This is a genomic window from uncultured Citricoccus sp. (assembly GCF_937871995.1).
GTDB lineage: Bacteria > Actinomycetota > Actinomycetes > Actinomycetales > Micrococcaceae > Citricoccus.
In genome coordinates, this window is the sequence record NZ_CALMQR010000054.1 from 56,590 (window position 1) to 80,238 (window position 23,649).

At 72.4% G+C, this 23,649-nt stretch carries 24 protein-coding genes; 11 read left to right on the top strand and 13 right to left on the bottom strand.

Annotation, left to right across the window (positions count from 1 at the left end; all coding sequences use genetic code 11):
- Positions 1-164 precede the first annotated feature (164 nt).
- Both Q0283_RS05050 and Q0283_RS05055 read left to right on the top strand, forming a co-directional pair.
- Positions 165-1,028 carry a transketolase gene (locus Q0283_RS05050; RefSeq protein WP_298043447.1) on the top strand — a complete coding sequence of 288 codons (864 nt, stop codon included), beginning with the start codon at positions 165-167 and terminating at the stop codon, positions 1,026-1,028.
- Positions 1,025-2,056 carry a transketolase family protein gene (locus Q0283_RS05055; RefSeq protein WP_298043449.1) on the top strand — a complete coding sequence of 344 codons (1,032 nt, stop codon included), beginning with the start codon at positions 1,025-1,027 and terminating at the stop codon, positions 2,054-2,056. The genes Q0283_RS05050 and Q0283_RS05055 overlap by 4 nt, the downstream gene beginning before the upstream one ends.
- 209 nt (positions 2,057-2,265) lie before the next feature.
- Here the strand turns inward: Q0283_RS05055 and Q0283_RS05060 are convergent, their stop codons facing one another.
- Together Q0283_RS05060 and Q0283_RS05065 are read right to left on the bottom strand one after the other, a co-directional pair.
- Positions 2,266-3,039 carry an SDR family NAD(P)-dependent oxidoreductase gene (locus Q0283_RS05060; protein ID WP_298043451.1) on the bottom strand — a complete coding sequence of 258 codons (774 nt, stop codon included), beginning with the start codon at positions 3,037-3,039 and terminating at the stop codon, positions 2,266-2,268.
- A 77-nt stretch (positions 3,040-3,116) separates the two neighbouring features.
- Positions 3,117-3,941 carry a sugar phosphate isomerase/epimerase gene (locus tag Q0283_RS05065; protein ID WP_298043453.1) on the bottom strand — a complete coding sequence of 275 codons (825 nt, stop codon included), beginning with the start codon at positions 3,939-3,941 and terminating at the stop codon, positions 3,117-3,119.
- A gap of 476 nt (positions 3,942-4,417) precedes the next feature.
- Here Q0283_RS05065 and Q0283_RS05070 point away from each other — a divergent pair, with 476 nt between their 5' ends.
- Entirely contained in the window at positions 4,418-5,476 is a 1,059-nt protein-coding gene (locus Q0283_RS05070) for a M20/M25/M40 family metallo-hydrolase (RefSeq protein ID WP_298043455.1), read from the top strand.
- Positions 5,477-5,634: 158 nt separating this feature from the next.
- The gene (locus Q0283_RS05075) at positions 5,635-6,549 is read left to right on the top strand and encodes a hypothetical protein (RefSeq protein WP_298043456.1); all 915 of its coding nucleotides are present in this window, start codon (positions 5,635-5,637) and stop codon (positions 6,547-6,549) included.
- A gap of 147 nt (positions 6,550-6,696) precedes the next feature.
- On the opposite strand, the gene Q0283_RS05080 is transcribed toward Q0283_RS05075, so the two are convergent.
- The 3 genes from Q0283_RS05080 to Q0283_RS05090 form a co-directional block, all read right to left on the bottom strand.
- Entirely contained in the window at positions 6,697-7,902 is a 1,206-nt protein-coding gene (locus tag Q0283_RS05080; RefSeq protein WP_183529771.1) for a cytochrome P450, read from the bottom strand.
- 92 nt (positions 7,903-7,994) lie between these two features.
- Entirely contained in the window at positions 7,995-8,627 is a 633-nt protein-coding gene (locus Q0283_RS05085) for a GNAT family N-acetyltransferase (RefSeq protein ID WP_298043459.1), read from the bottom strand.
- A 64-nt stretch (positions 8,628-8,691) separates the two neighbouring features.
- Entirely contained in the window at positions 8,692-9,270 is a 579-nt protein-coding gene (locus Q0283_RS05090) for an NADPH-dependent FMN reductase (RefSeq protein ID WP_298043461.1), read from the bottom strand.
- Positions 9,271-9,480: 210 nt separating this feature from the next.
- Here Q0283_RS05090 and Q0283_RS05095 point away from each other — a divergent pair, with 210 nt between their 5' ends.
- Genes Q0283_RS05095 through Q0283_RS05105 form a run of 3 tightly spaced genes read left to right on the top strand, consistent with a single transcriptional unit; the run spans position 9,481 to position 12,530 of the window.
- Positions 9,481-10,197: a Pr6Pr family membrane protein gene (locus Q0283_RS05095; RefSeq protein ID WP_183529767.1), complete on the top strand. Its 717-nt coding sequence runs from the start codon at positions 9,481-9,483 to the stop codon at positions 10,195-10,197.
- A 6-nt stretch (positions 10,198-10,203) separates the two neighbouring features.
- The gene (locus tag Q0283_RS05100) at positions 10,204-11,400 is read left to right on the top strand and encodes a glycosyltransferase (RefSeq protein ID WP_183529765.1); all 1,197 of its coding nucleotides are present in this window, start codon (positions 10,204-10,206) and stop codon (positions 11,398-11,400) included.
- A 47-nt stretch (positions 11,401-11,447) separates the two neighbouring features.
- The gene (locus tag Q0283_RS05105; protein ID WP_183529763.1) at positions 11,448-12,530 is read left to right on the top strand and encodes a glycosyl transferase; all 1,083 of its coding nucleotides are present in this window, start codon (positions 11,448-11,450) and stop codon (positions 12,528-12,530) included.
- Positions 12,531-12,584: 54 nt separating this feature from the next.
- Here Q0283_RS05105 and Q0283_RS05110 read toward each other — a convergent pair whose 3' ends face one another.
- The 4 genes from Q0283_RS05110 to Q0283_RS05125 all read right to left on the bottom strand — a co-directional run bounded on the left by Q0283_RS05110 (position 12,585) and on the right by Q0283_RS05125 (position 16,275).
- Positions 12,585-13,631, bottom strand: a complete 1,047-nt coding sequence (locus tag Q0283_RS05110) for an NAD(P)-dependent alcohol dehydrogenase (protein ID WP_298043465.1) — start codon at positions 13,629-13,631, stop codon at positions 12,585-12,587.
- 123 nt (positions 13,632-13,754) lie between these two features.
- The gene (locus tag Q0283_RS05115) at positions 13,755-14,216 is read right to left on the bottom strand and encodes a MerR family transcriptional regulator (protein WP_183529759.1); all 462 of its coding nucleotides are present in this window, start codon (positions 14,214-14,216) and stop codon (positions 13,755-13,757) included.
- 47 nt (positions 14,217-14,263) lie between these two features.
- Positions 14,264-15,145: a glycosyltransferase family 2 protein gene (locus Q0283_RS05120; RefSeq protein WP_255459758.1), complete on the bottom strand. Its 882-nt coding sequence runs from the start codon at positions 15,143-15,145 to the stop codon at positions 14,264-14,266.
- Positions 15,145-16,275, bottom strand: a complete 1,131-nt coding sequence (locus Q0283_RS05125) for a glycosyltransferase family 1 protein (protein WP_255459757.1) — start codon at positions 16,273-16,275, stop codon at positions 15,145-15,147. Before Q0283_RS05125 ends, Q0283_RS05120 begins: the two co-directional genes overlap by 1 nt.
- Positions 16,276-16,426: 151 nt before the next feature.
- Between Q0283_RS05125 and Q0283_RS05130 the strand changes: the two genes are divergently transcribed.
- The 3 genes from Q0283_RS05130 to Q0283_RS05140 are packed head-to-tail and all read left to right on the top strand — an operon-like array spanning position 16,427 to position 19,994.
- The gene (locus tag Q0283_RS05130; RefSeq protein WP_183529757.1) at positions 16,427-17,398 is read left to right on the top strand and encodes a WcbI family polysaccharide biosynthesis putative acetyltransferase; all 972 of its coding nucleotides are present in this window, start codon (positions 16,427-16,429) and stop codon (positions 17,396-17,398) included.
- Positions 17,395-18,540, top strand: a complete 1,146-nt coding sequence (locus Q0283_RS05135) for a hypothetical protein (RefSeq protein WP_255459756.1) — start codon at positions 17,395-17,397, stop codon at positions 18,538-18,540. The genes Q0283_RS05130 and Q0283_RS05135 overlap by 4 nt, the downstream gene beginning before the upstream one ends.
- The gene (locus Q0283_RS05140) at positions 18,537-19,994 is read left to right on the top strand and encodes a glycosyltransferase (protein WP_298043470.1); all 1,458 of its coding nucleotides are present in this window, start codon (positions 18,537-18,539) and stop codon (positions 19,992-19,994) included. Before Q0283_RS05135 ends, Q0283_RS05140 begins: the two co-directional genes overlap by 4 nt.
- A 67-nt stretch (positions 19,995-20,061) precedes the next feature.
- On the opposite strand, the gene Q0283_RS05145 is transcribed toward Q0283_RS05140, so the two are convergent.
- Together Q0283_RS05145 and Q0283_RS05150 are read right to left on the bottom strand one after the other, a co-directional pair.
- Entirely contained in the window at positions 20,062-20,427 is a 366-nt protein-coding gene (locus Q0283_RS05145) for a YciI family protein (RefSeq protein WP_183529755.1), read from the bottom strand.
- A gap of 107 nt (positions 20,428-20,534) precedes the next feature.
- Entirely contained in the window at positions 20,535-21,194 is a 660-nt protein-coding gene (locus tag Q0283_RS05150; protein WP_183529753.1) for an SDR family oxidoreductase, read from the bottom strand.
- Positions 21,195-21,293: 99 nt separating this feature from the next.
- Here Q0283_RS05150 and Q0283_RS05155 point away from each other — a divergent pair, with 99 nt between their 5' ends.
- A complete protein-coding gene (locus Q0283_RS05155) occupies positions 21,294-21,938 on the top strand; it encodes a CueP family metal-binding protein (protein WP_183529751.1) in 645 nt (214 codons plus the stop codon).
- Here the strand turns inward: Q0283_RS05155 and Q0283_RS05160 are convergent.
- Together Q0283_RS05160 and ygiD are read right to left on the bottom strand one after the other, a co-directional pair.
- Positions 21,931-22,569 carry a GNAT family N-acetyltransferase gene (locus tag Q0283_RS05160; RefSeq protein WP_183529749.1) on the bottom strand — a complete coding sequence of 213 codons (639 nt, stop codon included), beginning with the start codon at positions 22,567-22,569 and terminating at the stop codon, positions 21,931-21,933. The two genes, Q0283_RS05155 and Q0283_RS05160, sit on opposite strands and share 8 nt — an antisense overlap.
- A complete protein-coding gene (gene ygiD, locus Q0283_RS05165) occupies positions 22,569-23,486 on the bottom strand; it encodes a 4,5-DOPA dioxygenase extradiol (protein WP_221243825.1) in 918 nt (305 codons plus the stop codon). The genes Q0283_RS05160 and ygiD overlap by 1 nt, the downstream gene beginning before the upstream one ends.
- Positions 23,487-23,649: the final 163 nt, after the last annotated feature.

Sequence of the window (23,649 nt, forward strand, 5' to 3'; positions counted from 1 at the left end):
TAACAACGAATACGACTAGTGTGAGGGACACCACAGTCACTGTCAACAGTCAGCAATGGGTGGATCCGTTCTTCTGGCGGGGCGACACTCCTTCCCGGAGAACGGGGGATCGTGACGACCGGACCGTGGCGAACCTGTTCCCGAAACCACATGAGGTGAGTCTGATGCCATCGACAACCGAAGGCGTAGTAGTCGACGCCGAACGCCTGCAAAGGCTGAAGGAAGCGGCCTATCGCATCCGCACCAACGCGCTGGTCCAGGGCGAGGTCCAGGGGCAGGGCTACATCGGCCAGGCCCTCGACATCGCCGACGTGCTCGCGGTGCTCTACACCGACCAGTTGAGGCTGCGGCCGGAGGACCCCGAGTGGGAGGACCGGGACCGCTGCCTGCTGTCCATCGGTCACTACGCGATCGCCCTGTACGCGGCCCTGGCCGAGGCGAAGTTCTTCCCCCTGGAGGAGCTCGAGACCTACGCCACCGACGATTCGCGACTGCCCATGTCGGCCATGGCCTCCTACACCCCCGGGGTGGAGATCTCCGGTGGGTCCCTGGGTCATGGACTGACCATCGCCAACGGCGTCGCACTGGGCCTGAAGCGCAAGGCCAATCCGGCATTCGTCTACAACATCCTCTCCGACGGGGAACTCAACGAGGGCTCCACCTGGGAGGCGGCCGCGGTCGCGGCGCACCACCGTCTCGACAACCTGATCGCCATCGTGGACTTCAACGACCAGCAGGCCGACGGCAAGTCGTCCCAGATGCTGGGCATGGATCCGGTCGAGGCCAAGTTCGCATCGTTCGGCTGGATCGCCCGCCGCGTGGACGGCAACGACATCGCCACCGTCCTCACCACTCTGGAGGACCTGCGCACCGTGGACGCGGCCCAGCCGCGGGTGCTGATCGCCGACACCAAACTCGGTAAGGGCGTGGACTTCCTGGAGAACCGCGAAAAGCTGCACTTCATGACCGTCGCCCCCGAGGAATGGACGATGGCCCACGATCGACTGAAGGAGTCGTCCCAGTCATGAACACCACCACCCACACCACCCCCGTGAAGAAGCGACTCACCTCGGATGCGATGAGCGCCTCCTTGGCCAGGGAGGGCCAGCGGGTCACGGCCGCCCCCTTGGGTCATGCCCTGGTCGAGCTGGCCCAGCGCGATGACCGCGTCGTCGGACTCTCGGCCGACCTGGCCAAGTACACGGACCTGCACATCCTGCGCGATGCGATGCCGGACCGGTTCTACCAGGTCGGCATGGCCGAGCAGGCCCTGCTGGGCATGGCGGCCGGGCTGGCCATGGAGGGGTTCGTCCCCTTCGCCTCCACCTATTCGGTCTTCGCCACCCGCCGGGCCTATGACTTCCTGTGCCTGGACATCGCCGAGGCCAACCTCAACGTCAACATGGTCTGTGCCCTGCCCGGGTTGACCACCGGCTACGGGCCCTCCCATCAGGCCACCGAGGACGTGGCCATCCTGCGCGGGATGCCGAACCTGACCATCGTGGACCCCTGCGACGCGGTGGACATCGAGCAGGCCGTCCCGCAACTGGCGGCCCACGACGGGCCCACCTACACGCGCATCCTGCGCGGCAAGGTGCCCCGGGTCCTGGACGAGTACGACTACACCTTCGAACTCGGCAAGGCCAAGATGATCCGCGACGGCGCCGAGGTGTTGCTGATCTCCACCGGCCTGATGACCGAACGCGCCCTCGAGGCCGCCAAGGCACTGGCCGCGGACAAGGTGGACGTGGCCGTGCTGCACGTGCCCACCCTCAAGCCCCTCGACGAGTCCACCATCCTGCGCGAAATCGCCCAGGACCGCCTCGTGCTCACCTGCGAGAACCACACCATCATCGGCGGGCTGTTCGACGCCGTCGCCCACGCGGCGATCCGCGACGGCGTCTTCCGGCGCATCACCCCGATCGGTCTGCCCGACGAGTTCCTCGACGCCGGCGCGCTGCCCACCCTGAACGACCGCTACGGGGTCTCCACCACCAAGATCGTCGAGAAGGTCAAGTCCCTACTCAGCCCCGGCCACACGGACCGCGTGGACTGATCCCCACGGCACGCTAAGGGGGGCAGGCCGGGACACCCAGGACCTGCCCCCTCTGGTGTGCCCTGTGCGGAGGCTGGCCCAATCTCGGCGGGGCCGCACCGCCCCGCCCGGCCGTTCGGTCACATCCGGAGGCACGACGACGGCGCCCGGCCCCCGAGCGGTCGGGGAACCGGGCGCCGTGGCGCGCATGGGTGATACCTGGCGGGGCGTCAGTGCATGTGGCTGCCCCCGTTGACGTCCAGGGTCACGCCGGTGAGGTACCCGGAGTCCTCGGAGGCCAGGAAGGTGATGGCCGCCGCCACCTCCTCCGTGGTCGCGGTGCGTCCCACGGGCACGTCGGCGGCGATGGCCGCCTCCTGTTCAGGGGTGCTGCCCACCCGGATGTTGGTGTCCACCGCGCCGGGGGTGACGGCGTTGACGGTCACCCCGGACGGGCCCAGTTCCCTGGCCAGGGCCTTGGTGAAGCCCAGGATCGCGGCCTTGGCGGCGGAGTAGGGAACCTTGCCGAAGACCCCACCGCCGCGCTGGGCCGACACCGAGGACATGTTCACCACCCGGCCCCACCCGTTCTCGATCATCTCCGGCAGGAAGGCCTTGGTGACCAGGTAGGTGCCGGTCGCGTTGACGTCCATGACCTTGTGCCACAGCTCGACGGTGGTCTCCAGGAACGGCACCGGGGAGGTGATGCCCGCGATGTTGACCACCGCTCCGACCGGCGGCAGGACTCCCGCCGCCGCCTGGGCCGCGACAGCCTCGCGGGCCGCGGTCACCGAGGCCTCGTCGGCCACGTCGACGGCGTGACCGAAGGCCGGCACGCCACAGTCCTTCGCGATGTCCCGGGCCACCTGGTCGGCCTTCGGCCCGTCCAGGTCGAGGATCACCACCGCCCAGCCCTCCCGGGCGAAGCGGCAGGCCGTGGTGAGTCCGATGCCCTTGTCCGAGGTGGCCCCGGTGATGACGGCTGTGCGCTGGATGGTGGACATGATGCTCCTTGGATGGATCTGAACGAATCTGGATAGGAAAGGGTCGGTGCTGCCGGGCGATAGCACCCGGGAAGGGGTCATAGCAGGGAGGAGATGAAGCGCGCGGCGTCGGCAGCGGCCTTGGGGCGCTGGTCGTGCGTCACGTCACGGGTCTCGAGTTCCAGGGCGAAGTGGCCGCGGTACCCGGCCGCGGTCAAGACGGTCAGGCCGCCGGCGAAGTCCACCTCACCTCGGCCGATGCTCAGGTGGATGTCGCCGGTGTCCGCATCCCGGAGGTGCACGTGGGCGATCCGGTCGTGGAAGGTCTCGACGAACTCGACCGGATCAGCGCCGGAGGCCACGATGTGACTGAAGTCCATCACCACGCCCACGGGGGAATCGGCCAGGCGCGCGGTCAGTGCGCGGGCGCGGTCCAGGTTGCAGCACAGGCGGAAGAAGTGCAACGACTCGGTCCAGAGCTCGACACCGTGGCGGGCGGCCTCGTCGCCGGCGCGGATCAACTCCCCGGCGACCAGGTCGAGATCCTCCTCGAGGCTGCGGAACGGCTCATGGCTCAGGGCCCCGCAGGGCAGGACCAGGGCGCGGGCCCCGACCGCGGCGGTGAGCTGGAGGAGCCGCTGGAGATGCGCCATGCGGGCTCCCCGCTGGTCGTCATCCAGGACGGCGTTGAGGTCACCGATGTCGCCGTTCACCGAACGGACCCGCAGGCCCGCGTCCCGGATCGTACCGCTGATCTGGTTGACGGTTGCCTCGTCCAGGACGAAGGGGACGTGGTCACACACGCCGGGCAGGGCGCCCAGGTCGATCTCCTCGAAACCGGCTGCGCGGATGGTGGCCAGGGCATCTGGCAGTGCTTGATGTCGGAAACTGATGGAGGAACAACCCAGGCGGGGCGAGAACATCGACGGTGATCCTCAATGGTCGGCGGTGTGTGCCAGATCACCATAACAATGCTGACTGTTGACAGTCAACGACTGCATCGGCGTTCCGTGGTTCAGGACCTCGCGCCCTGTCCGCGAAGAAGGCCCGGGCGCCGGAAGCGCACTGCGAGGATCCCGTCCCGTGGTTTACGCTTCATCTGACCACCGCAGTCGATTTCACCTGGTCCTGGCACCGCAGGGCCGGCAGGGTCCCCTGGAGGTGGCCGTGGGTCGGGCCGTCGACGGCACTCGGCAAGCCGCGATCGAGTCGCCCGCCAGCGTCACCCTCCAGGCAGCCGGGGCCGGTCCGGACCAAGGGTGTCCGGGCCCTGGCGCGGAGCCCCCTGGCCTGCGGACGGGACACGCGACGCGTTCCCCGGAGCAGCGCCCCCCGCGGCGGACTCCGAGGGGGCAGTGCGCTCCCGGGCCGAATTTGTCACGATGCCGATTGAGGATAGATGAGACGCAGACGAATCCCGAGAACACTGCTCGCGATCGGGGCGCTGGGGATCGTCGCGCTCCTGACGGCGCTGATCCTGCTGGCCGGCGATCGGCCGGGCGGTTCCGGCATGCGGACCGAAGAGGTCGCACCCCAGGCGCAGGTGACCTCGGCCTACGGGCATCTGGAGGAGTTCCAGGCCCTGGCGGACGAGCACGGCGACCGCGCCGCCGGCACCTCGGGTCACGAGGCGGCGGCCGAGTACGTCGAAGGGCAGCTGGCCCGTGCGGGGTATGAGACCACCCGTCAGTACTTCACCGTCGAGACCTGGGACGAGGAGGAGATCGAGACGTTCACCATCCTCGCCGAGACGAAGGGCGGGAACGACGACAACGTGATCATGCTCGGAGCCCACCTGGACGGAGTCCCCGGCAGCCCGGCGATCAACGACAACGCCTCGGGTGCGGCGGCACTGCTGGAGGTCGCGCGCAGGCTGGCCCAGCAGGGATCCGTAGAGAACACGGTGCGCTTCGCGTGGTGGGGGGCCGAGGAATACCGGGGGTTCCCCGGATCCAGCCACTACGTGGAGCAGTTGGACGAGGACGATGAACTCGAGACCATCGCCGCATACCTGAACTTCGACATGGTCGCCTCACCCAACGCCGTAGTCGCCCTCTACGACGCACGCGACGACGATTCCCGGCTCAACGTCCCCGAGGGTTCGATGGACCTCATGGAGGTCTTCACCGACTACTTCGACTCCCGCGACCAACCGTGGATCACCACGAGCTGGAACTACGAGTCCGACCAGGTCGCCTTCGCCGAGACGGACATCCCCGTGGCGGGCCTGTTCTCCGGCAGCAACGAGAGGAAGTCGTCCCGGGAGGCCCGGCTCTTCGGCGGGGAGGGCGGTGCTCCCCGCGATCCGAATTACCACCAGCCCGGTGACGACCTCGACAACGTCGATCCGGACACGCTGGACCTCATGACCGACGCGATCACCCACGCCGCCACCCGCCTCGCCCAGGACGGCGGCACCCAGGACTCCAGCGCCCTGGACTCCGGCGCCCAGGACTGAGCCGGACCTGCGGTGTCCCCGCCGGCGTCGGACCGGATCCCGGTCGGTGCCCGCAGACCGAGATCGCGCTGTGAAGAACAGGGTCGACAGGCTGTACGGAGTAAAGTCTCGAGGGCGCAACCGCCGTCCACCGTGTTCCGACCAGCTGAAGGGGCGTCATGTACACGCACTTGTTCAAGACGGTCCACCAGGCCTACTTCCAGGACCACGTCCAGGCCGTCCCCCGGGACCGCCTCGGAGCGATGGACCCCTCCGACGTCCGCGCCCTGATCCGGATCGTCGGTGAGGTGGTGCGGACCCAGATGCGCGAGCACGGACCGTCGACCCGGCGCGTGCGCACGGTCAACGCCGAGCTGGAGCGGGCCGAGTCCTCCCTGATCCTCATCGACGGGAAGGTCGTCGGGTCCCTCGACCAGGACGTCGCCGAGGACTACGGAAGGTTCACCAGCCGGTTGATGCACGAACTGGCGCCGGTGCTGAGCGGCACCGGGATGCACGTCATCAGCCCGGAGGGAGAGGACGTCAACGACGGCACCGGATGGAGTCACTTCCTCGGAATCGCCGCCTGGCGCAGCGTCGATGACACCAGGCTGGCGCCCTTCCTCGACACCGAGACCGCCCGGTGCTGCCACTGCCGGGTCCCGGGCGACGCCGACGCCTGGGCCTCCCCGGTCCACGTCGCCAATGAGGTGACTGCGGACCTGGCCGCGGTGCTGCGCCAGATGTGGGAGGAGGAACAGCTCCTCGCCACCCAGCCGCGCGAACCGGTGGAAGCGGTGGCGGTGCCGGAGGCCGAGGTGCCGCGTGGCCCGGTGGGCAGCGCGGGCGAACCCCTCCAGTACGTCAACGCCGCCATGATCGCCGCCGCGCTCAACGTCTCCCGGGCCGGCGTGCGGTACCTGTCGGGGTTCCCGGACCCCGCCGTCACCCTGGCCGGGCCGCGGGTCTCCCAGCAGGGCTGGGACCGTGCCGCGGTGGAACGCTGGGCCGAGGCGCACGGACGGACGGTCGACTGGCCGGACGCGCCGGAGCAGACCCCCGCGGACCTGCAGCCCGCCCTCTGGACGTTCTGACCGCGCACCCGGCGGCGTCCGTCCTCCTGGTCGCGTGTGCTCCCGGCCGCGTGCCCTCCCGCACGGTGTCCGGTCAGGTGTCCGGTCCGGGTTCCAGCGTGTCCCCCGGTGCGTCGGAGGAGCGCCGCGAACCGCGTCGGCCGGCGATCACCAGGTCACCGGCAGTGCGCGCAGTCCGAAGACCACGTGGGACGAGCGGAACTCGACCTCCTCGAACGGGACGGCCAGGGCCAGCCGCGGGAACCGACGCAGCAGGGCCGGGAACGCGATCCGCATCTCCATCCGGGCCAGCGGTGCCCCGATGCAGTGGTGCACGCCGTGTCCGAAGGCCAGGTGCCCCGGGGCGCCCCGGGTGATGTCCAGCCGGTCCGGGTCATCGACCAGGGCCGGATCGCGGTTGGCGGCGGGCAGTGCGCACACCACCAGTTCGCCCTCGGGGATGGTGTGGCCGGCGATCTCGACCTCGGTGGTCGTGGTCCGGGGGATGCCGGCATGCACGATGCTCAGCCACCGCAAGAGCTCCTCCACCGCCGGGCCGACCATCGCGGGGTCCTCGCGCACCAGCGCCAACTGCTCGGGGTGGCGCAGCAGAGCCAGGGACCCCAGCCCCAGCATGTTGGAGGTGGTCTCGTGGCCGGCGATCAGCAGCAGGCTGGCGAGGCCGACCAGCTCGTCCGTGCTCAACTCGTCAGCGTGCTCACGCACGAGCATGCCGAGCAGGTCCTCGCCCGGTGCGGCCTGGGCGCGGGCGACCAGCTGCGCCATGTACTCGCGACCCTCCCGGGAGAGCGCAAGGAGTTCCTCGGGCGGGGTGGAGATGTCCAGCTCCCGTTCGGTGCGGTGCTGGAACTCCGCGCGGTCCTCGAAGGGCACGCCGAGGAGCTCGCAGATCACCAGCGACGGAATGGGCAGGGCGAAACCGGCGACGAGGTCCGCCGGCGCTCCGGCCTCCTCCAGCGCGTCGAGGTGCTGTCCCACGATCTCGATGATCCGTGGCTCGAGCCGGCGCATGCGGCGTGCGGTGAACTCGGGAGTGAGCATGTGCCGCAACCGGGTGTGTTCCGGCGGGTCGTGGGCCAGCAGCTGACCGGCCTGCATCTGGGCCTGCTCCTCGGGGCTCAGGGGGCGGCCCCCCGGCAGCTCGAACGAACGCTGGTCGGCGTTGCTGAATTGGACGGGATCGGACAGCACGGCGCGGACGTCCTCGTACCGCGTGACCAGGTATCCGGAGATCCCCAGCCCCGTGTCGACCTTGCGCACGGCACCGTCGTCCCGGAGCCTGCCGAGGTCCTCGACCGGATCGAATTGTTCTCGCCGCATGTGCAGCGGCGTCACTGCCGGGGACTCAGCCATCCCGCGCCACCTTCTGCTCTGCCTGGCGCATACGCTACCCACCCCTGCGGCGGCCGAACAGGGTGCGGTGACCGGCAGATCGACCCCGTCCGTCAGCGGGGACCGGACTGGGACCGGGGCGGGCCCCCGGCCGTCACGGGCCCCGGCCATTCCGGGGCGAGCATCCCGTAGACGAGGGTGTCCGTCCACTCGTCCTTGATCAGCCAGTCCTGCCGCAGCAGCCCCTCGCGGCGGAAGCCCAGGCGCTCGCAGAGCCTGGCCGAGGCGGCGTTGCGGGCGTCCATCCGCACGCGCACCCGGTGCATGCCGTAGTGGCCGAAGGCCAGGTCCAGCACCGCGCGGGCGGCCTCGGTGGCCAGCCCGCGTCCACCGGCGTCCGGGTCGAACACCCAGCTGGCCTCTCCCAGGGACAGCGAGTCGTCCACGGCCCACAGCGTGATGTCCCCCACGACGGCGTCACCGCCTTCCGTGTCCCGCTCCACGGCCACCAGGCAGACCGCGAACCCGGCCGCGGTGATGTGTAACCGCCCCCGGCGCCGGCCGACCTCGTCGCGGGCCCTCGCCGCGTCCCACGGGCCGTCCAGCAGGTAGCGGGTGGTGTCCTCCCGTCCGTAATAGCGCAGCAGCCCGCCGGCGTCGGCGTCGCGGAGGTACCGCAGCTCGAGGCGCTCGGTGCGCAGCGGCACGGGGGGCGGCGGGGCCGGCGTCGGGCGCGCGGGTGTCACGGCCGGCTGCTCACGCGGGGCCGCGACCGGGTGCCCGGTCCCGGGCGGCACGGGGCGAGGGTGCTCACGGGCCGGTGGCGGCCCGGTCACCGGCGAGGGCGCGGGTGAGGTCCACGAGGCGGCGCAGGACCTTCTCGAGGGAGCGGTCGTGGTGGTCGGTGAGGGCCAGCTCGCCATCGGGGAAGTCCATGCGGCGGACCAGGTTCACGGAGTCGCCCACCACGTGCATGTTGTAGGCAGCGGTGGTGATCCGCCAGGCCTCGTTGGCCCGCACGCCGCCCAGGCCGCCGTAGGCCACGATCGCCAGGGTCTTGTCCATCCACTGCCTCGAGAGCAGGTCGTAGGCGTTCTTGAACGCACCCGGGATGTTCCGGTTGTACTCGGGGCTGATGAAGACGAACCCGTCGCACTCGGCCACGGCGTCGCGCCAGCGGTGCACCTCGGCCGGACCGTCCTCGGCCTGCGCCCAGTTCTCGTCGGTCATCACCGGCAGGTCGAAGTCCCGCAGGTCCAGGACCGTCCACTCGACGCCTCCCGGGACGGAGGAGGTGTCCAGGGCGCGGGCGCGGTCGGCCACCCAGGCCCCCACGGACGCGCCGAGACGTCCTGGGCGTACCGATCCGATGACGATGCCGATCCTCATGCCGGGTCCTCCTGCGTGACTGGGGCGGATGTGCTGGCGGTGGGGGGGTTCCAGTATCCAGACTAGGGGGTGTGGGTCCGGTGAGCGGTCCGGCCCGTCCGACGTCGAAAGGCACATCATGGAACCCATCCGGCAGCAGTGGGGCGGCACCGGTGCGCTGATCGACGACCCGGTCGGCACCATCATCCGCCCGCACCGGGACTGATCGCGGTGACCGTGGTCTCCGGCACCGGATCCGCGCGGAGCTCGCGACGGGCACCGGGGTGGTGGGCCGACGCGGGGCGGGTGGTGTTCCTGCTGGCCGCGCTGCTGTCCTTCACCGGCAACGGGCTGAGCTTCTACATCGGGTCCTGGAAGGACTCCGCCCTGCCGGTGCATGCCGGCTTCGCGGGTGGCTTCGCCGGCGGCTGGGAGCACGTGGTGAACCAGCCGACCTACTTCACCTTCCTGTCCAACTTCCTGGTCGGCCTCACCTCGCTGTTGCTGGCCATCCGGCCGCACCGGACGTCGGACCTCTTCCACGCTGCGCGGATCGCCGGGGTGGTGTGCATCGTCATCACCGGGGTGGTGTTCAACGTGCTGCTGCGGGATGCCGACCCGATGACCCGGGTGGAGCAGGTCAATGACACCATCCAGCACGTCATCACCCCCCTGCTCACGCCGCTGGTCTGGCTGCTGCTGGACCGGAGGGGGCAGGTGACGTGGCGGCGGATCGGCCTGGCGTCGCTGATCCCGCTGGCCTGGCTGGCGTTCACGCTGCTGCGTGGGCCGTGGCTGGACTGGTACCCCTACAGCATCATGGACGTGCCCCGGATGGGATATTCTGGTGTGTCTGTCTACCTGGCGGCCATCCTGGCGTTCTTCTTCGCGGTGGCGGCGCTGATGTGGGTACTGGACCGGCTGGTGATCACCGGGAAACGGAGGTAGGGCCCTGTGAGGATCGCCGTCCTGGCGCACATGCACTACGCGATCCGGCCGCCGTACGCCGGCGGCCTGGAGATGCACACGGACCTGACCGTGGACCACCTCGTCCGGCTCGGCCACGAGGTGACGGTCTTCGCCAAGGAGGGCACCCGCACGGCCGGCACCGTGGTGCCGCTGGTCGCGGAGGACTTCGATCCCACGGTACGCACGGAACAGGACGTGGTGCGCCGCCGCGCGGTCCTGGTCGCCGCCATGTCCGAGGCCTGCCGGCAGGTCCGCGACGGAGACTTCCACGTGGTGCTGAACAACTCGCTGTCCCCGGTGCCCCTGCTCGAGTTGCGCGAGGCCCCGATGGTCACCGTGCTGCACACCCCCGCCACGCTCACCGAGGTCCTCGCCGTCCTCGACGACCCCGCCTGGACACCCCCGCCGAACCATCGCTGGCTGTCCGTCTCGGCGGCCAACGCGCTGGCCTGGAACCACCGGCTGCCGCGGATCGCGGTGGTCGCCAACGGCATCGAGCACTCCCGGTGGCACAGCACCGTCCGGCCCGTGCCGGGACGGGCCGTCTGGTCCGGGCGGATCACGGGGGAGAAGGGCCTGCACCTGGCCATCGAGGCGGCCCGGATCGCCGGGCTCGAGCTGCACTTCGCCGGCCCGATCTCCGACCGGGACTACTACCGCGACGCCGTGGAGCCGTTGCTGGGCGAGGACACCGTCTACCGCGGGCACCTGGGCCACGGTCAGCTGCCGGACCTGCTGGCCTCCGGGGAGGTCTACCTCGCCAGCCCCCTGTGGGCCGAGCCGTTCGGCCTGGCCACGGTCGAGGCCATGGCGATGGGCACGCCGGTGGCCGCCTTCCTGACGGGTGCCCTCGGGGAGATCGTGGGTCCCCGGGCCGGGGACCTGGCCATGCACCACTCGGCGGAGGCGCTCGCGGACGCGGCCCGGGTGGCGCGTACCAGGGACCGGGGGCTCGTGCACCGCTGGTCCCGCCGGTTCAGCGCCGACCGGATGGTGGCGTCCTACCTCGGCTTCCTGCACGAGGCCGCCGAGCGTGCCGGCACCCTGCCGGCCCTCAGTCCCGGCTGGACCCCCTACGGGGACCAGCTGACCGCGCAGGTGCGGGACTCGATCGATGCCCCGCCGACCGGCCCCGACGACGACGGCTCGCCGGCCCTGCAGTCCGTCCAGACGGTGCAGTGAGCCCGGTCCCCGCATGAGCCCTGTCCCCGCATGAAACCGGTCTGCTCGTGAGCACCTCCCCGTCCCGCCCCCGGGTCCTCTACTACGCCCACGACCACGGCCTCGGCCACCTCCACCACGCCGCCCGCGCCGCCGGGACCGGGGCCTTCGACCTGACCGTGGCCACCTCCGCGGCCCGCGCCGCCGAGGTGCTGCCGGCCGCCACCGGGCTGCGGATGCTGCCCTCCGACGTCGTGCCCGGGCATCGCCAGCCGTCCGGATCCCGGCTGCACTACACCCCCACCGGTCCGGTCATCCGGGACCGGTTCGCCGCCCTGCTCGAGGCGGCCCGCACGGTGCGGCCGGACGTCGCGGTGGTGGACGTGTCCGTGGAGACCGCCCTGTTCCTGCGCCTGGCCGGCTACCCGGTGATCCACCGGCGCATGCACGGAGACCGGACGGACCCGGGCCACGAGCTCGTCTACGCCGAGTCAGACCACCTGATCGCGCACTACGGCGCCGGACTGGAGGAGCCGGGCTGGCGCCGGCGGTTCGGGGCGAAGACCACGTTCCTCGGTGCCCCGGACACCTCCGGCCGGCTCGGCCGGCGGGCCGGCCCGCGCGCCGGTGCCCCCTCGGCCGCCCGGACCACGAGGCCGGAGATCGCCGTGGTGACCGGCACCGGAGGCGGTGGGGTCCGGCTGGCCGACCTCGCGCGTGCCGCGGGCCAGGTGCCCGGCGCCCGTTGGCACGTCTACGGGCCGGTGCGCGGCGCGGACGGCGCCGTGCCGCCGAACATGGTGCTGCACGGCTGGACCGACGACGTCGCCGGCCGGATGCGCGCGGCGGACCTGGCGGTGGTCTCAGCCGGGTACAGCGCCGTGGCCGACGCGACGGGATCGGCCCGGCCCGTGGTGCTGGCCCCGGAGGAGCGCCCCTTCGACGAGCAGGACCACTTCGCCGCCGCCGCCCAGGCCGCGGCCGGGGTGCCCTGGTGCCGGTGGGGGGACGAGTCCGCGGACTGGGTCGGCGCCGTGGAGACGGCCCTGCGGGACCCGGCCTCGGCGGACCGGCTGGCGGCGGAGGTCCTCACGGAACCGGGGGAGTACCGGCACCGCTGGGAGGCCGCGGTGGGGCAGGTCCTCGGCTGACACGCGCGGCCACGGGGGTGCGGCGGCCGGGAGCCCGCCACACCCCACCGGCGGCTAGCTGAGGGTGGCCGTGTCGATGACGAAGCGGTACCGCACGTCCGAGGCGAGGACACGGTCGTAGGCCTCGTTGACCTGGTCGGCGGAGATGACCTCGATCTCGGCGCCGATGCCGTGCTCGGCGCAGAAGTCGAGCATCTGCTGGGTCTCGGCGATGCCCCCGATCATCGATCCGGCGAAGGAACGCCGGCCGCCGATGAGCGCCCCCGCGTTCACCGGCAGCGGCTCGGCCGGGGCCCCGACGTTGACCATGGTCCCGCCCACGGTCAGCAGGCCCAGGTGGGCACTGACGTCGATCGGGGCGCTGACGGTGTTGATGATCAGGTCGAACGAACCGGCCAGATCCGTGAACGTCTCCTCGTCGCTGGTCGCGTGGTAGTGGTCCGCACCCAGGCGCAGCCCGTCCTCCTGCTTCCTGAGCGACTGGGACAGGACGGTGACCTCGGCGCCCATCGCGTGCGCGATCTTGACGGCCATGTGCCCGAGGCCGCCGAGCCCGACGACGGCGACCTTCTTGCCGGGACCAGCGCCCCAGCGGTGCAGGGGCGAGAACGTGGTGATCCCGGCACAGAGCAGTGGGGCCGCGACATCGAGCTCGATGCCCTCCGGGATCCCCAGCACGAAGTCCTCGGTGACGACGATGTGGGAGGAGTACCCACCCTGGGTGATGGTCCCGTCGCGGTCGGTGACACCATAGGTGCCCACCATGCCGTCGAGGCAGTACTGCTCATCACCGGCCGTGCAGTTCGTGCACCGTCCGCAGGAATTGACCATGCAGCCCACCCCGACCCGGTCGCCGACGGCGTGCCTGGTCACCTCGGGTCCGACCTCCGTGACGATGCCGGCGATCTCGTGGCCCGGGACCAGGGGGTAGGACTGCGGTCCCCATTCGCCGCGCACCGTGTGGATGTCGGAATGGCAGATCCCGGCGTACTTGATATCGATCAGCACGTCATGGGCACCGACGGCGCGGCGTTCGATGGTGGTGGGGACGAGGTCCGCGGCCGCGGCGGGGGCGGCGTACGCAAGGGCGGTGGTGGTCATGGGTTTCTCCTTGTGGGGTTCGTGTGGTGCCCGGGGGTGGCCAGGCGATGGTCTCGGCGGGTCGGCCGGGTGGGCAGGTGGAATCAGCGGACCCCGGGATCCGCGGACTGAGGGTCGTGGTGTCTAGCCCCTCCCGGGCTTCTTGAGGTCGTCGGCCAACGCGCGCGCCTCGTCCAGGAGCCGCTCGGCCCTGGACCGGTCACCGGCCTGGATGGCCTGCCAGTACTCGATCTTCACTCCGACGTACCGGCTCCGGAGGGCGACGGCTCGTGCCTCGGCCTCCAACCGCTCCCGCTGCGCCTGCAGCAAGGCGATCTGCTCGGGTGCCGCAGCCGGCCCGAGCCGGCCGTTGGCCAGGTAGCGGCGCATGTCCGCCACCGACATGCCCGTCGCACTCAGGCATGACACCCAGGTGAGCAGGTCCAGGTCCTCCTCGGTGTAGACGCGGTGCTTGCTGCTGGCACCCCGGCCGATCGGGGAGATCACTCCGATGGACTCGTAGTAGCGCAACGTGCTGGCCGGCAGTCCCGTCAGCGCCGCCGCTTCCCTGATCGAGTACGTGTGCCTGATGCCGGGTGCGCTCACCCCGTCAACGATAGGAACTTCAAGTGCTTGAAGACAAGGAGCCCGAGTCAGAAGGCCGCGGCCGGTTGCCGCGTTGCCTCGACCTCCGCGTCCGTGGGCGTCCGCAGCACGGCCAGTCGGTCGCCCTCGGGGTCCCAGTCGACCAGCCCGAGGTCGCGGAACTGTCCGAGCCAGCCCTCCATCGGCCAGCTGCCGTGGACCTGAAGGAACCGGCGGGCATTGACGAGGATGTCGGCGAAGTGGTGCAGCGGGGGCCGGTGGACGCCGTGGTGCTGGTGGAACACGGTGGCCCGGGAGGACCGCAGGGCCAGGCCGGCGTCGCGGGCGCGGAACGCGATGTCGGTGTCCTCGGCGCCGTAACCGCTGAAGGCCTCGTCGAAGCCGCCGAGCCGGTCGAGGTCCGCCGAGCGCACCGCCAGGACGAGTGTCCACACCAGGTGCCAGTCGTCCGTCGGTCCCTCGCCCAGGTGCGCCCGTGCCGGGTGGGACACGGAGAGCTCGCGCAACCGGTCGTCGTCGGGAAGCCCGGTGGCGGCGCCAGACTCCTGCACCCACTCGGGGACCAGGTAGCGCGGGGTGCCCATGACGAGCGTTCCCGGATGGGCCCGGACCGTCTCTGTCAGGGTTCCGACGGCGGCGGCGGACGGGATGCAGTCCACGTCCAGGAACACCAGGACCTCACCACCGGCCAACCGGGCCGCCCGGTTGCGGGCCGCGGCCAGCGGGAGCGTGCCGGGGGCGTCCACGTGCGAGGTCACCACCGGCAGGTCCGTGGCCGGCACCACGCCGTCGGGCTGGTTCATGAACACGACCACGACCTCGTCCGGGCGCGGGGTGGCGCGTTCCAGCCCGGCGATCACGCGGGCCAGGTGCTCGTCCCGGCCGCCGGTGATCACCAGGACGGAGGTGGTCGTCGTCGGGCCCGCCATCAGGCGCCCACGGTCTGCCGTGACCTGGCCGCGGCCAGGGCGCGGGCATAGAGGCGTTCGTGCTCGGCGGCCACCGCCTCGCGCTGGGCCCGCCGCGCCGATCGGTCGGCCGGCCGGATCGCGTCGCGGCGGTCGAGCAGGGCCAGCACGGCATCGGCCAGGGCGGCGGCATCGCCGGGGGCGAAGGTCTCGATCGCGGGGGAGGTGGCCTGGCCGGCGAAGCACCCGAGGTCCGGTACGGCCACCGGCACGCCGAGGTCCCGGCACATCTCCAGCCAGCCCGAGTGGGTGCCGAAGGCGTAGGGCAGCACGGTCACGTCCAGGGAGCGCAGGTCGGCGTGCAGTGCGTCGTCCCCGAGCCGGCCGTGCTCCCAGAGGTCGAAGCCGTACGCGGCGCACTCGGCCCGCAACCGCCCCAGAGCCTCGGCGTCCTGGGGGTCCTCGCGGACGTCCACGCGCACGCGGGCCGCCACCCCGCGCCCCCGCAGCCGGCGCACGGCCCCGGCCACACCGGGCAGGGCCGAGAAGGGATCGACGTTGGCCCGCAGGTCCTTGGCGTTCACCCCGATCACGATCTCCCGGTCCGCGGCCGCGGACCCGGGGCCGGCCCACCGGGCGCGTCGGCGTCCGGGGCGGTCGGCGGCCCGGGCGGGAATCCGGTCCAGGGGCACGATGTGCGGATGGGGCACCACGGTGGCCGCCCGGTCCCAGCGCGCCAGGATCTCCGCGGCCGCCGGACGGGTCAGCGTGAGGACCTCGTCGGCCGCCGGGATGAGGACGTCCAGCTGGGCCAGGTGCCGGGAGCGGTCGGTGAAGTGGGGGTTGTGCAGGTCGTGCACCGTGACCACCAGGGCGGAGCCGGCCGCGCGCAGCACGTAGACCACCTGCTGCAACTGCTCCGGGGTGTAGGAGTCGAAGCCGAAGTGCACGTGCAGGACGTCCGGCACGTTCTCGCGGAGCCAGTCGGCGTCCAGCGCGCGGGGCGGCCACCACTGGCCGGCCGGGGCTCCGGGGACGGGCGGGTCGGGACGGAGGGCGTAGACGGGCGGGCGGTCGGGCGGCAGCACGTGACGGCAGTAGGGGTGGTCGGACGGCACCATCTGCACCGTGTAGTGATCGCTGGGTGCCACCCGTCTCCTCTCGCGGTCCTGCCCGGGCCGACAGGGCACGGATCACCAGCATACTGTTGGAGGATCACGACGACGGCGGCACGGGCCGGCCGACCGGACGGCACCCGCGTGCCGCACCGGGGAGGGCCGGGACGGCCGGTGAGGGGAAGCCATGGGGGAAGACCAGGTCCCGGCGGACGCCGGGCGGGCGGAACACTACGCCGAGTTCTACGGCGTGCGGGAACTGCCCGGGCCGGAGGTCCTCGTGGTCCTGGGCAACTGCCAGTCCGAGGCGCTGCGGCAGCTCATCTCCTCCGGCCCCACGTCCTCGGCGGTGCCACCGAGCGTGCGGATCCCGCCGGTGTTCGAGCTCACCGCACAGGACCTGCCGCGCCTGCACCGCGTGCTGTCCAGGACCTCCGTGCTGGTGGCCCAGCCCGTGCGGGAGGACTACCGGGGTCTGCCCCTGGGCACCGGCCAGCTCGCGGAGCACCTGCCGGACGCGGCCACGACGGTGCGGATCCCGGCCCTCTATGACAGCTCCCTCTTCCCCTGGATGGTCACCATCCGGCACCCCGACCGGCCGGACGAGGACCCGCCCGTGGTGCCGTACCACGACCTGCGGACCCTTGCCGAGGCGGCCGCCGAGCTCGACGGCGGCTCGCGTGCCCCCGAGGAGCCGGCGCCGGTCCGCCTGCCCCTGGCCCCGGAACGGATCCGAGGACTGGCGCAGGCGTCCCTCGACCGGTTGCGCGAGCGCGAACGGGCCCACGCGACCCTGTCGGTGGCCGACCGGATCGCGGGACTGGCGGTGCCGGCCTTCCACACCATCAACCATCCCGCCAACGAGGTGCTCGCCCTGCTGGCCTCCGCGGTGCGGGCGGACCTGGGCGCCGACCCCGCCGTCACCGTGCCCGCCAGGACCCTGCTGGGCGACGTCCTGGCTCCGCTGGAACCACAGGTCCTGGCGGCCCTGGAGGTGACGGGACCGTCGCGGTCCGGCTGGACGATCCACGGGGACGAGGTGAGCGACGCGCTCGTGCGCTCGGCCCACCTGGACTGGTACCGGGAGAATCCCGAGGCGGTGCGGGCCGGCGTCGAACGCCACCGGCGGCTGCTGGCGGACCTGGGGCTGGGAGCATGAGCGGGCCGGAGGCACCGGACCGGACCGGGGGCCGGGACGGCGGGCGGCCGCATCGACCCCCGACGTACGTGGTGGTCGGGCCGGAACGGCACGGGGTCGTGCAGCACGCCCTGTCGATGGCGGAGGCCCTGCACGGGATCGGCGTGGACGTGCCTGTGGTCCGCCTGCCCGATGCCGCCGCGCTGAAGGACTGGTTCGCGCACGGGGGTGACCACGGCGGGCCCGTCCACCTCGACGTCACCGATGCCCTCTTCGGGGCCACCGCGAGCGAGGCCGCGGACGCGCTGACCGGCAGCCTGCCGGCCCGGACCACGTTCACCCTCCACGACGTGCCACAACCGGCCGAGGGTGCCGGCAGGTTCGCCCGGCGGGCGGTCGCCTACGCGGCCCTGGCGCGGTTCTCGTCCGGCACCGTCGTCTCCAGCCGGCACGAGCTCGCCCTGCTGGCCGCGCTGGAGGCCGGTGACGGACAGGACTGGCCCGGTGTCACGGCGGTGATCCCGCTGCCGGTGGAGGACCGCCGCGGGACGGCGACGGCGAGCAGCCCCCGGGAACCGGTGAACGGGCCCCTCGAGGGCCTGGGCGAGGACGTCGTCCTGCTCGGCTTCCTCTATCCGGGCAAGGGACACCTCGAGGCCGTGGACGCCCTGGCGCTGCTGCACCGCCGGGGCGTGCCGGCCCCGCACCGGGTCACCGCGCTCGGTGCGGTCTCGAGCGGCCACGAGGGCCTCGTGGACGAGCTGCAGGACCGCGCGCGGGCGGCCGGCGTGGGGTTCCGGGTCACGGGCTTCGTTCCCGAGGAGGACCTGGACGCCGCCCTGAGATCGGCCGGCATCCCGGTGGCCGCGCACCACAACGTCTCCGCCTCGGGATCCCTGGCGGCCTGGATGTCCGTGGGGCGGCGCCCCGTGGTGCCGGCCTCCCGGTACACGCGGGAGATGGAACGGCTCCGTCCGGGCACGCTGCACCTCGTGGACCCCGGAACCGCGGATTCGTCCCTGGTGGAGGCGCTCGCGGAGGGCATCGCGGACGCCGCGGCACGGCCGCAGCAGACCTGGGTGGACCCCGGGACCACCCTGGCCCCCGGGCCCGAGGACTGCGCCCGGGCCCTGGCCGCCTTCTGGCAGCGGGTGCACTCGTGAACCGTCCCGCGCGGACGCCGGTCCCGGGCAACCGCTGGGACCTGCTGCCGGACGCCGGCGGGGACCCGGCGCAAGGGGACGAGGGGATCCCGGAGGTGTCCGTCGTGGTGCCGTACTACCGGGACCAGGCCGGACTGGACCTGCTGCTGGCCGCCCTGGCCCGGCAGGACCTGCCCGCCTCCCGGGTGCAGGTGGTGATCGCCGACGACGGTTCGCCGGAGCCCCCGCGCCTGCCGGACCGGTTCCCGCTCGACGTGCAAGTGGTCCGCCAGCCCGACGCCGGCTTCCGCGCCTCCGCGGCCCGCGCGCTGGGCGCCTCGGTCGCCGAGGGGGAGGTGCTGGCCTTCCTGGACGGGGACATGATCCCGGACCGGGACTACCTGCGCCGGGCGCTCCGGTTGCCGTCGCGCTCGCCGGAGGCCGTCGTCGTCGGACGCCGCCGGCACCTGGACCCGGCACTGCTCCAGACCGGCTGGCAGCCGGGGGATCCCGTGCCGCAGGACCGCGTGCTGGAGGACCCGCAGTGGCTCGAGCGGGCCTACGCGGGCTCCCGCGACCTGCTGGACGCCGACTCCACCGCCTACCGGTTCGTCATCTCCGCGGTGCTCACCGTCTCCCGCCGGATCCACGACGAGGCCGGTGGCTTCGATCCGTCCTTCGTCGGCTACGGCGGGGAGGACTGGGAGTTCGCCCACCGGTTGTGGCGCACCGGGGCACTGCTGGCCCACGAACCCGCCGCGGTGGCCTGGCACGCCGGTCCGGACTTCGCCGGCCGCGAGGACCCGATCGCGGCCCGCCGGGTAAAGAACCGCGAGGCGCTCGTGCTGGCCGGCCGGATCTCCGCGCCGACCGCGCGCGGCTGGTCGCTCGGCCTGCGGGGCCGGACGCGCCTCGCCCTGGTGCTGGTGATGCCCGGCGGCCGCGTCGGGGCCGGTGCGGACGCCCGCGGCACCGTGGGGGCGGACGGGTCCGATGAGGCGGGCGGCGACGGGGGCGCGGCCGCCGTCGTGCTGTGTGCCGATGCGCTGTTGCAGGCCTTCCCGGGCGCCTCGCTGACGCTGGTCGGGGGCGTGCCGGACGGGGCGGGGGTCCTGGTGCAGGACCCCCGGGTGTCCGTGGCGCGCGAGGTGATGGAGCCGGGAGCGGGGGAGGAACCGGACTGGCTGCTCACCGTGACCTGCCCGGTCCGTCCCGCGCGGGGAACCGGGCGCCCGGATCCCGCCGCCGTGCAGGAGCGGCTGCTGGCGGCCGAGCGGGCCGGCCGGGACCGGATCGAGGTCACCGGGCCGGCCGGCGTCGTGGCCACCCTGGTCAGTTCGCGGGCGCGCTGGCGCCGCCGGCGATGGGGGGCCGAGGACCCGACCCCGACCACCGTGGTGGACCTGGCCGGACTGGGCTGGGAGCCGACGGGCGAGTCCCCGGACCTGGAGGCCTGGTGGGGCGGCTGGGGCTGAGCACCGGCAGCACGAGGGCCGGGCTCCGACCGGGCGGGTAGCGGGACCGGAAGGCGCGGGGGCGCGCTCAGCCCTGGAGCTGGCGTACCTCGACCCGCTGGCCGCAGGCTGCGGAGGCCCGGGCCGCGAGGTCGTGGACCTGTTCCGCCACCGCGACCTCCACGACCCACAGTCCGCCCAGGTGCTCCGAGGCCTCGGCAAGGGGACCCGGCGTCACGGTGGGCTCGGCGCCCTCGGTCCCGGCCACCACGAAGGACTCCTCGGGGGCCGTCAGGCCGCAGGCGAAGACCCACGCCCCCTCGGCCTGGAGGAACTCGTTGAACTCGCTGACCGCCTGGAACGCCGCGTGCATGGCCTCCTCGGAGTCATAGGGGCCGAGGGGCCGCAGCTGGGTGCCGGGGGCATGCCAGACGGAGATCATGAACTGGGGCATGGGGGTGCTCCTGGATCGGGGAGGTCCACTGTGGCGGGTGGACGGGAGTTGTCCCTCAGGATGTCACCGGCGCGCGGCCGTTGTCTCCGGTGGAGGGCCTGCGGGCCTCACGCCTGGGCGAAGACCGCGGTGACGGGCTCCTCGCCGTCCACGTACTCGAGCTGCTTGCCGATCGAGTTCCCGGTGGACAGGGCCACGCGGATGGTCTCCGCGACGTTTCCACGGGAGGTGTCCCGCAGCTCGCCGACGGTGGAGGCGGTGGCCCGTCGGATGCGCCCGGTCGGCTCGTCCGTGGTGAGGGCACCGGGGCCGAGGATGGTCCAGTCCAGCGCCGAGTTCCGCAGGTGCTCGTCGGCGGCCGCCTTGGCCGTGGCGTACGGGTAGAAGGAGTCGTCCTCCGGGATGCCGTGGTCCGGGCGGGCGCCGAGGTAGGACACCATGACGTACCGCGTCACGCCGGCCTGCTGGGCGGCATCCATCGAGCGGATGGCCGCGTCCCGGTCCACCGCGTAGGTGCGCTCCGGATCGCCACCGCCGGCCCCGGCGGCCCAGACGATTCCATCGTGCCCGGCGAAGGCCCGGGCGAGCTCGTCCTGGGAGGCGGTCTCGACGTCGAGCACCAGCGGCGTGGCGCCGGCCGCCTCGATGTCCGCGGCGTGGTCGGGGTTGCGGATGACCGAGGTGACCTCGTGGCCCTCCCGGGCCAGCAGGGGAGCGGTGCGCAGGGCCACCTTGCCGTGTCCGCCGATGATCAGGTACTTCGCCATGGTGTTCTCCTTCGCTCAGGGGTGTGCGTGCCGTGGTGCCCACTGTTCCATCACCCGCCGGAGGCCTCCAAAGGATTCGGCCGGGGGCAGAATAGGGGTATGCCTGCTGCCCTTCCCTCGTTGCGTACCACCTCCCGGGTCCTGGCGGCCGCCGCGGCACTGCTGCTCCTGGCGGGCTGCTCGGCTCCCGACGCCGGCCCCGGGACCACGTCCGCCACCTCCCCGGCGGCCGCGCCGGCCGCGCCCGGTGTGGCGACGGACCCCGCGGGGGCCGAGGCCCTGCTGGACGAGTACGGCATCGACGGCGGGAGCGTGGAGGAGGTCGTGGAGGCGCTGGACGCCACGCACGCGGACCGGGACAAGGGCCTCGCGGCCTCGGTGACCGCCGGCCAGGTGGTGCTGGCCGACGAGGACCGCCAGGCGGCCCTGGACGTGCCGCAGGACCGGTTCTACCTGGCGGTCGCGCCGTACGAGACCACCACCCACGACTGCTTCCACCACAGCCTGTCCGGTTGCCAGGGCGAGCTCGTGGACACCCCCGTGCACGTGACCGTCACCGGCGCGGACGGCACCGTCCTGGTGGACGAGGAGCGCACCACCTACGCCAACGGCTTCGTCGGCCTCTGGCTGCCGGCGAACATCGAGGGGACCATCGAGGTCCGCGCGCAGGGCGGGACCGCGACGGCGGACATCGCCACCGGCGCCGACGACCCGACCTGCCTGACCACCCTCCGGCTCACCTGAACCACTCCCTGGACAGCATCCCCATGACGTGGCAGTCGACCCACTGCCCGTCGAACCGCAGGGCCTCGCGCAGCGTGCCCTCGTGGGTGAAACCGGCCTTCTCGTAGACGTGCCGGGCCCGCGGGTTGAAGTCGTAGACCTCCAGGCCCACCCGGTGCAGGTGCTGGGCCTCGAAGGCGTGCCGGAGGGTCAGCCGGACCGCCTCGGTGCCGAGTCCGCGGTCCCGGGCCCCGGAGATCCAGATCCGGAAACCGCAGGAGAGGTTGTCCTCGTCGAGCTCGTTGAGCACCGACTCCCCGACGATCCGTCCGGAGGACCGCTCCCGGATGGCCCAGACGATGCGGTCCCGCGCGTGCGACCAGCGATCGTAAACCTCCTCGAGCTGTGCCACGCTCCACGGCGAGGCGGCCGCGGGTCCGGTGGCGGAGGAATGCACCGAACCGGTGAGCCGCCCGACCTCGGGATCGGACAACAGCCCGTGCAGGGTGGCGGCGTGCTCGCGGACGGCTGGCACCAGGCGCACGAGCTCACCCTCGAGGGCGGTCTTGACGGAGAAGTCCGGAGCGCGGGTACCGCTGGGCGGCGCGGTGACCGCGGCAGGGGCTGCGCCGTCGTCGGGGACGGGGTCCATCAGATGTTCGAGCCGTCCGGTGGCAGGTCGGCCGGCGGCTGGGAGGAGCCGCCGCCGTCCGGCGACGGCGGGCAGTTCAGCCCCAGCGTGTAGGCCGTCATGGACAGCGAGCCGTAGGAGTAGCCGTCCACCAGCACGTCCAGGCCCGGTTGCGCGGTGTCACCGGTGCCGCTGGTGCCACCTGTGCCCGCGGCGCCCGCGAGCCCGGCCAGGTACAGGGACGGGATGAAGTGGTCCGGGGTGGGCACCGCGTGGTTCCAGTCCGCGTGGGCGTCCAGGGTGGGCATCTCGGTGGGATCGGTCAGCAGGCGTTCCTTGGCGTCCTCGTTGAACCGGTGCGCCCAGTCGAAGCCGTCGTCGGTGCGCCTCCAGTCCATGCTGCGCAGGTTGTGCACGATGTTCCCGCTGGTGATGATCAGGATGCCCTGTTCGCGCAGCGGGGCCAGGTCGGCCCCGAGCCGCAGGTGGTAGTCCAGGGGCTTGTCCGCGTTGATGCTCATCTGGACCACGGGGATGGAGGCGTCCGGGAAGGCGTGGGTGAGCACGGACCAGGTGCCGTGGTCGATGCCCCAGCTGTCCACGTCCGCGCCGACCCACGTGGGGTGGACGGTGTCACTGATCTCCTCGACGAGCCCCGGCAGGCCGGGGGCGGGGTACTGGACGTCGAAGAGCTCCTGCGGGAAGCCGTAGAAGTCGTGGATGGTGCGCGGGTCCGGCATGGCGGTGACCGCGGTGGCGTTGATGTACCAGTGCGCGCTGACCACCAGGATGGCCCGCGGGGTGGGCACGGCCTCACCGAAGGCCTTCCACGCGGAGGTGTAGCGGTTGGTCTCCAGGGCGTTCATGGGATTGCCGTGGCCGAAGAAGGCGGCGGGCATGACCGTGGGCGTCGCCGGGTCGGTGGTCGTCTGGCTCATGGGGCCTCCGGGGTTCGGGGGATGACCTGCGGGTGGTCGCGGCCTGCTGCGGTCATCGTCCCCCGTGCCACCGGGCCGGGGCAAGGCCGGTGGACACGCACCGGCGGACCTGCGGGGAGGACCACTGGAGGGGGCACTAGCATCGGGCCAGGACGGTCCGTCG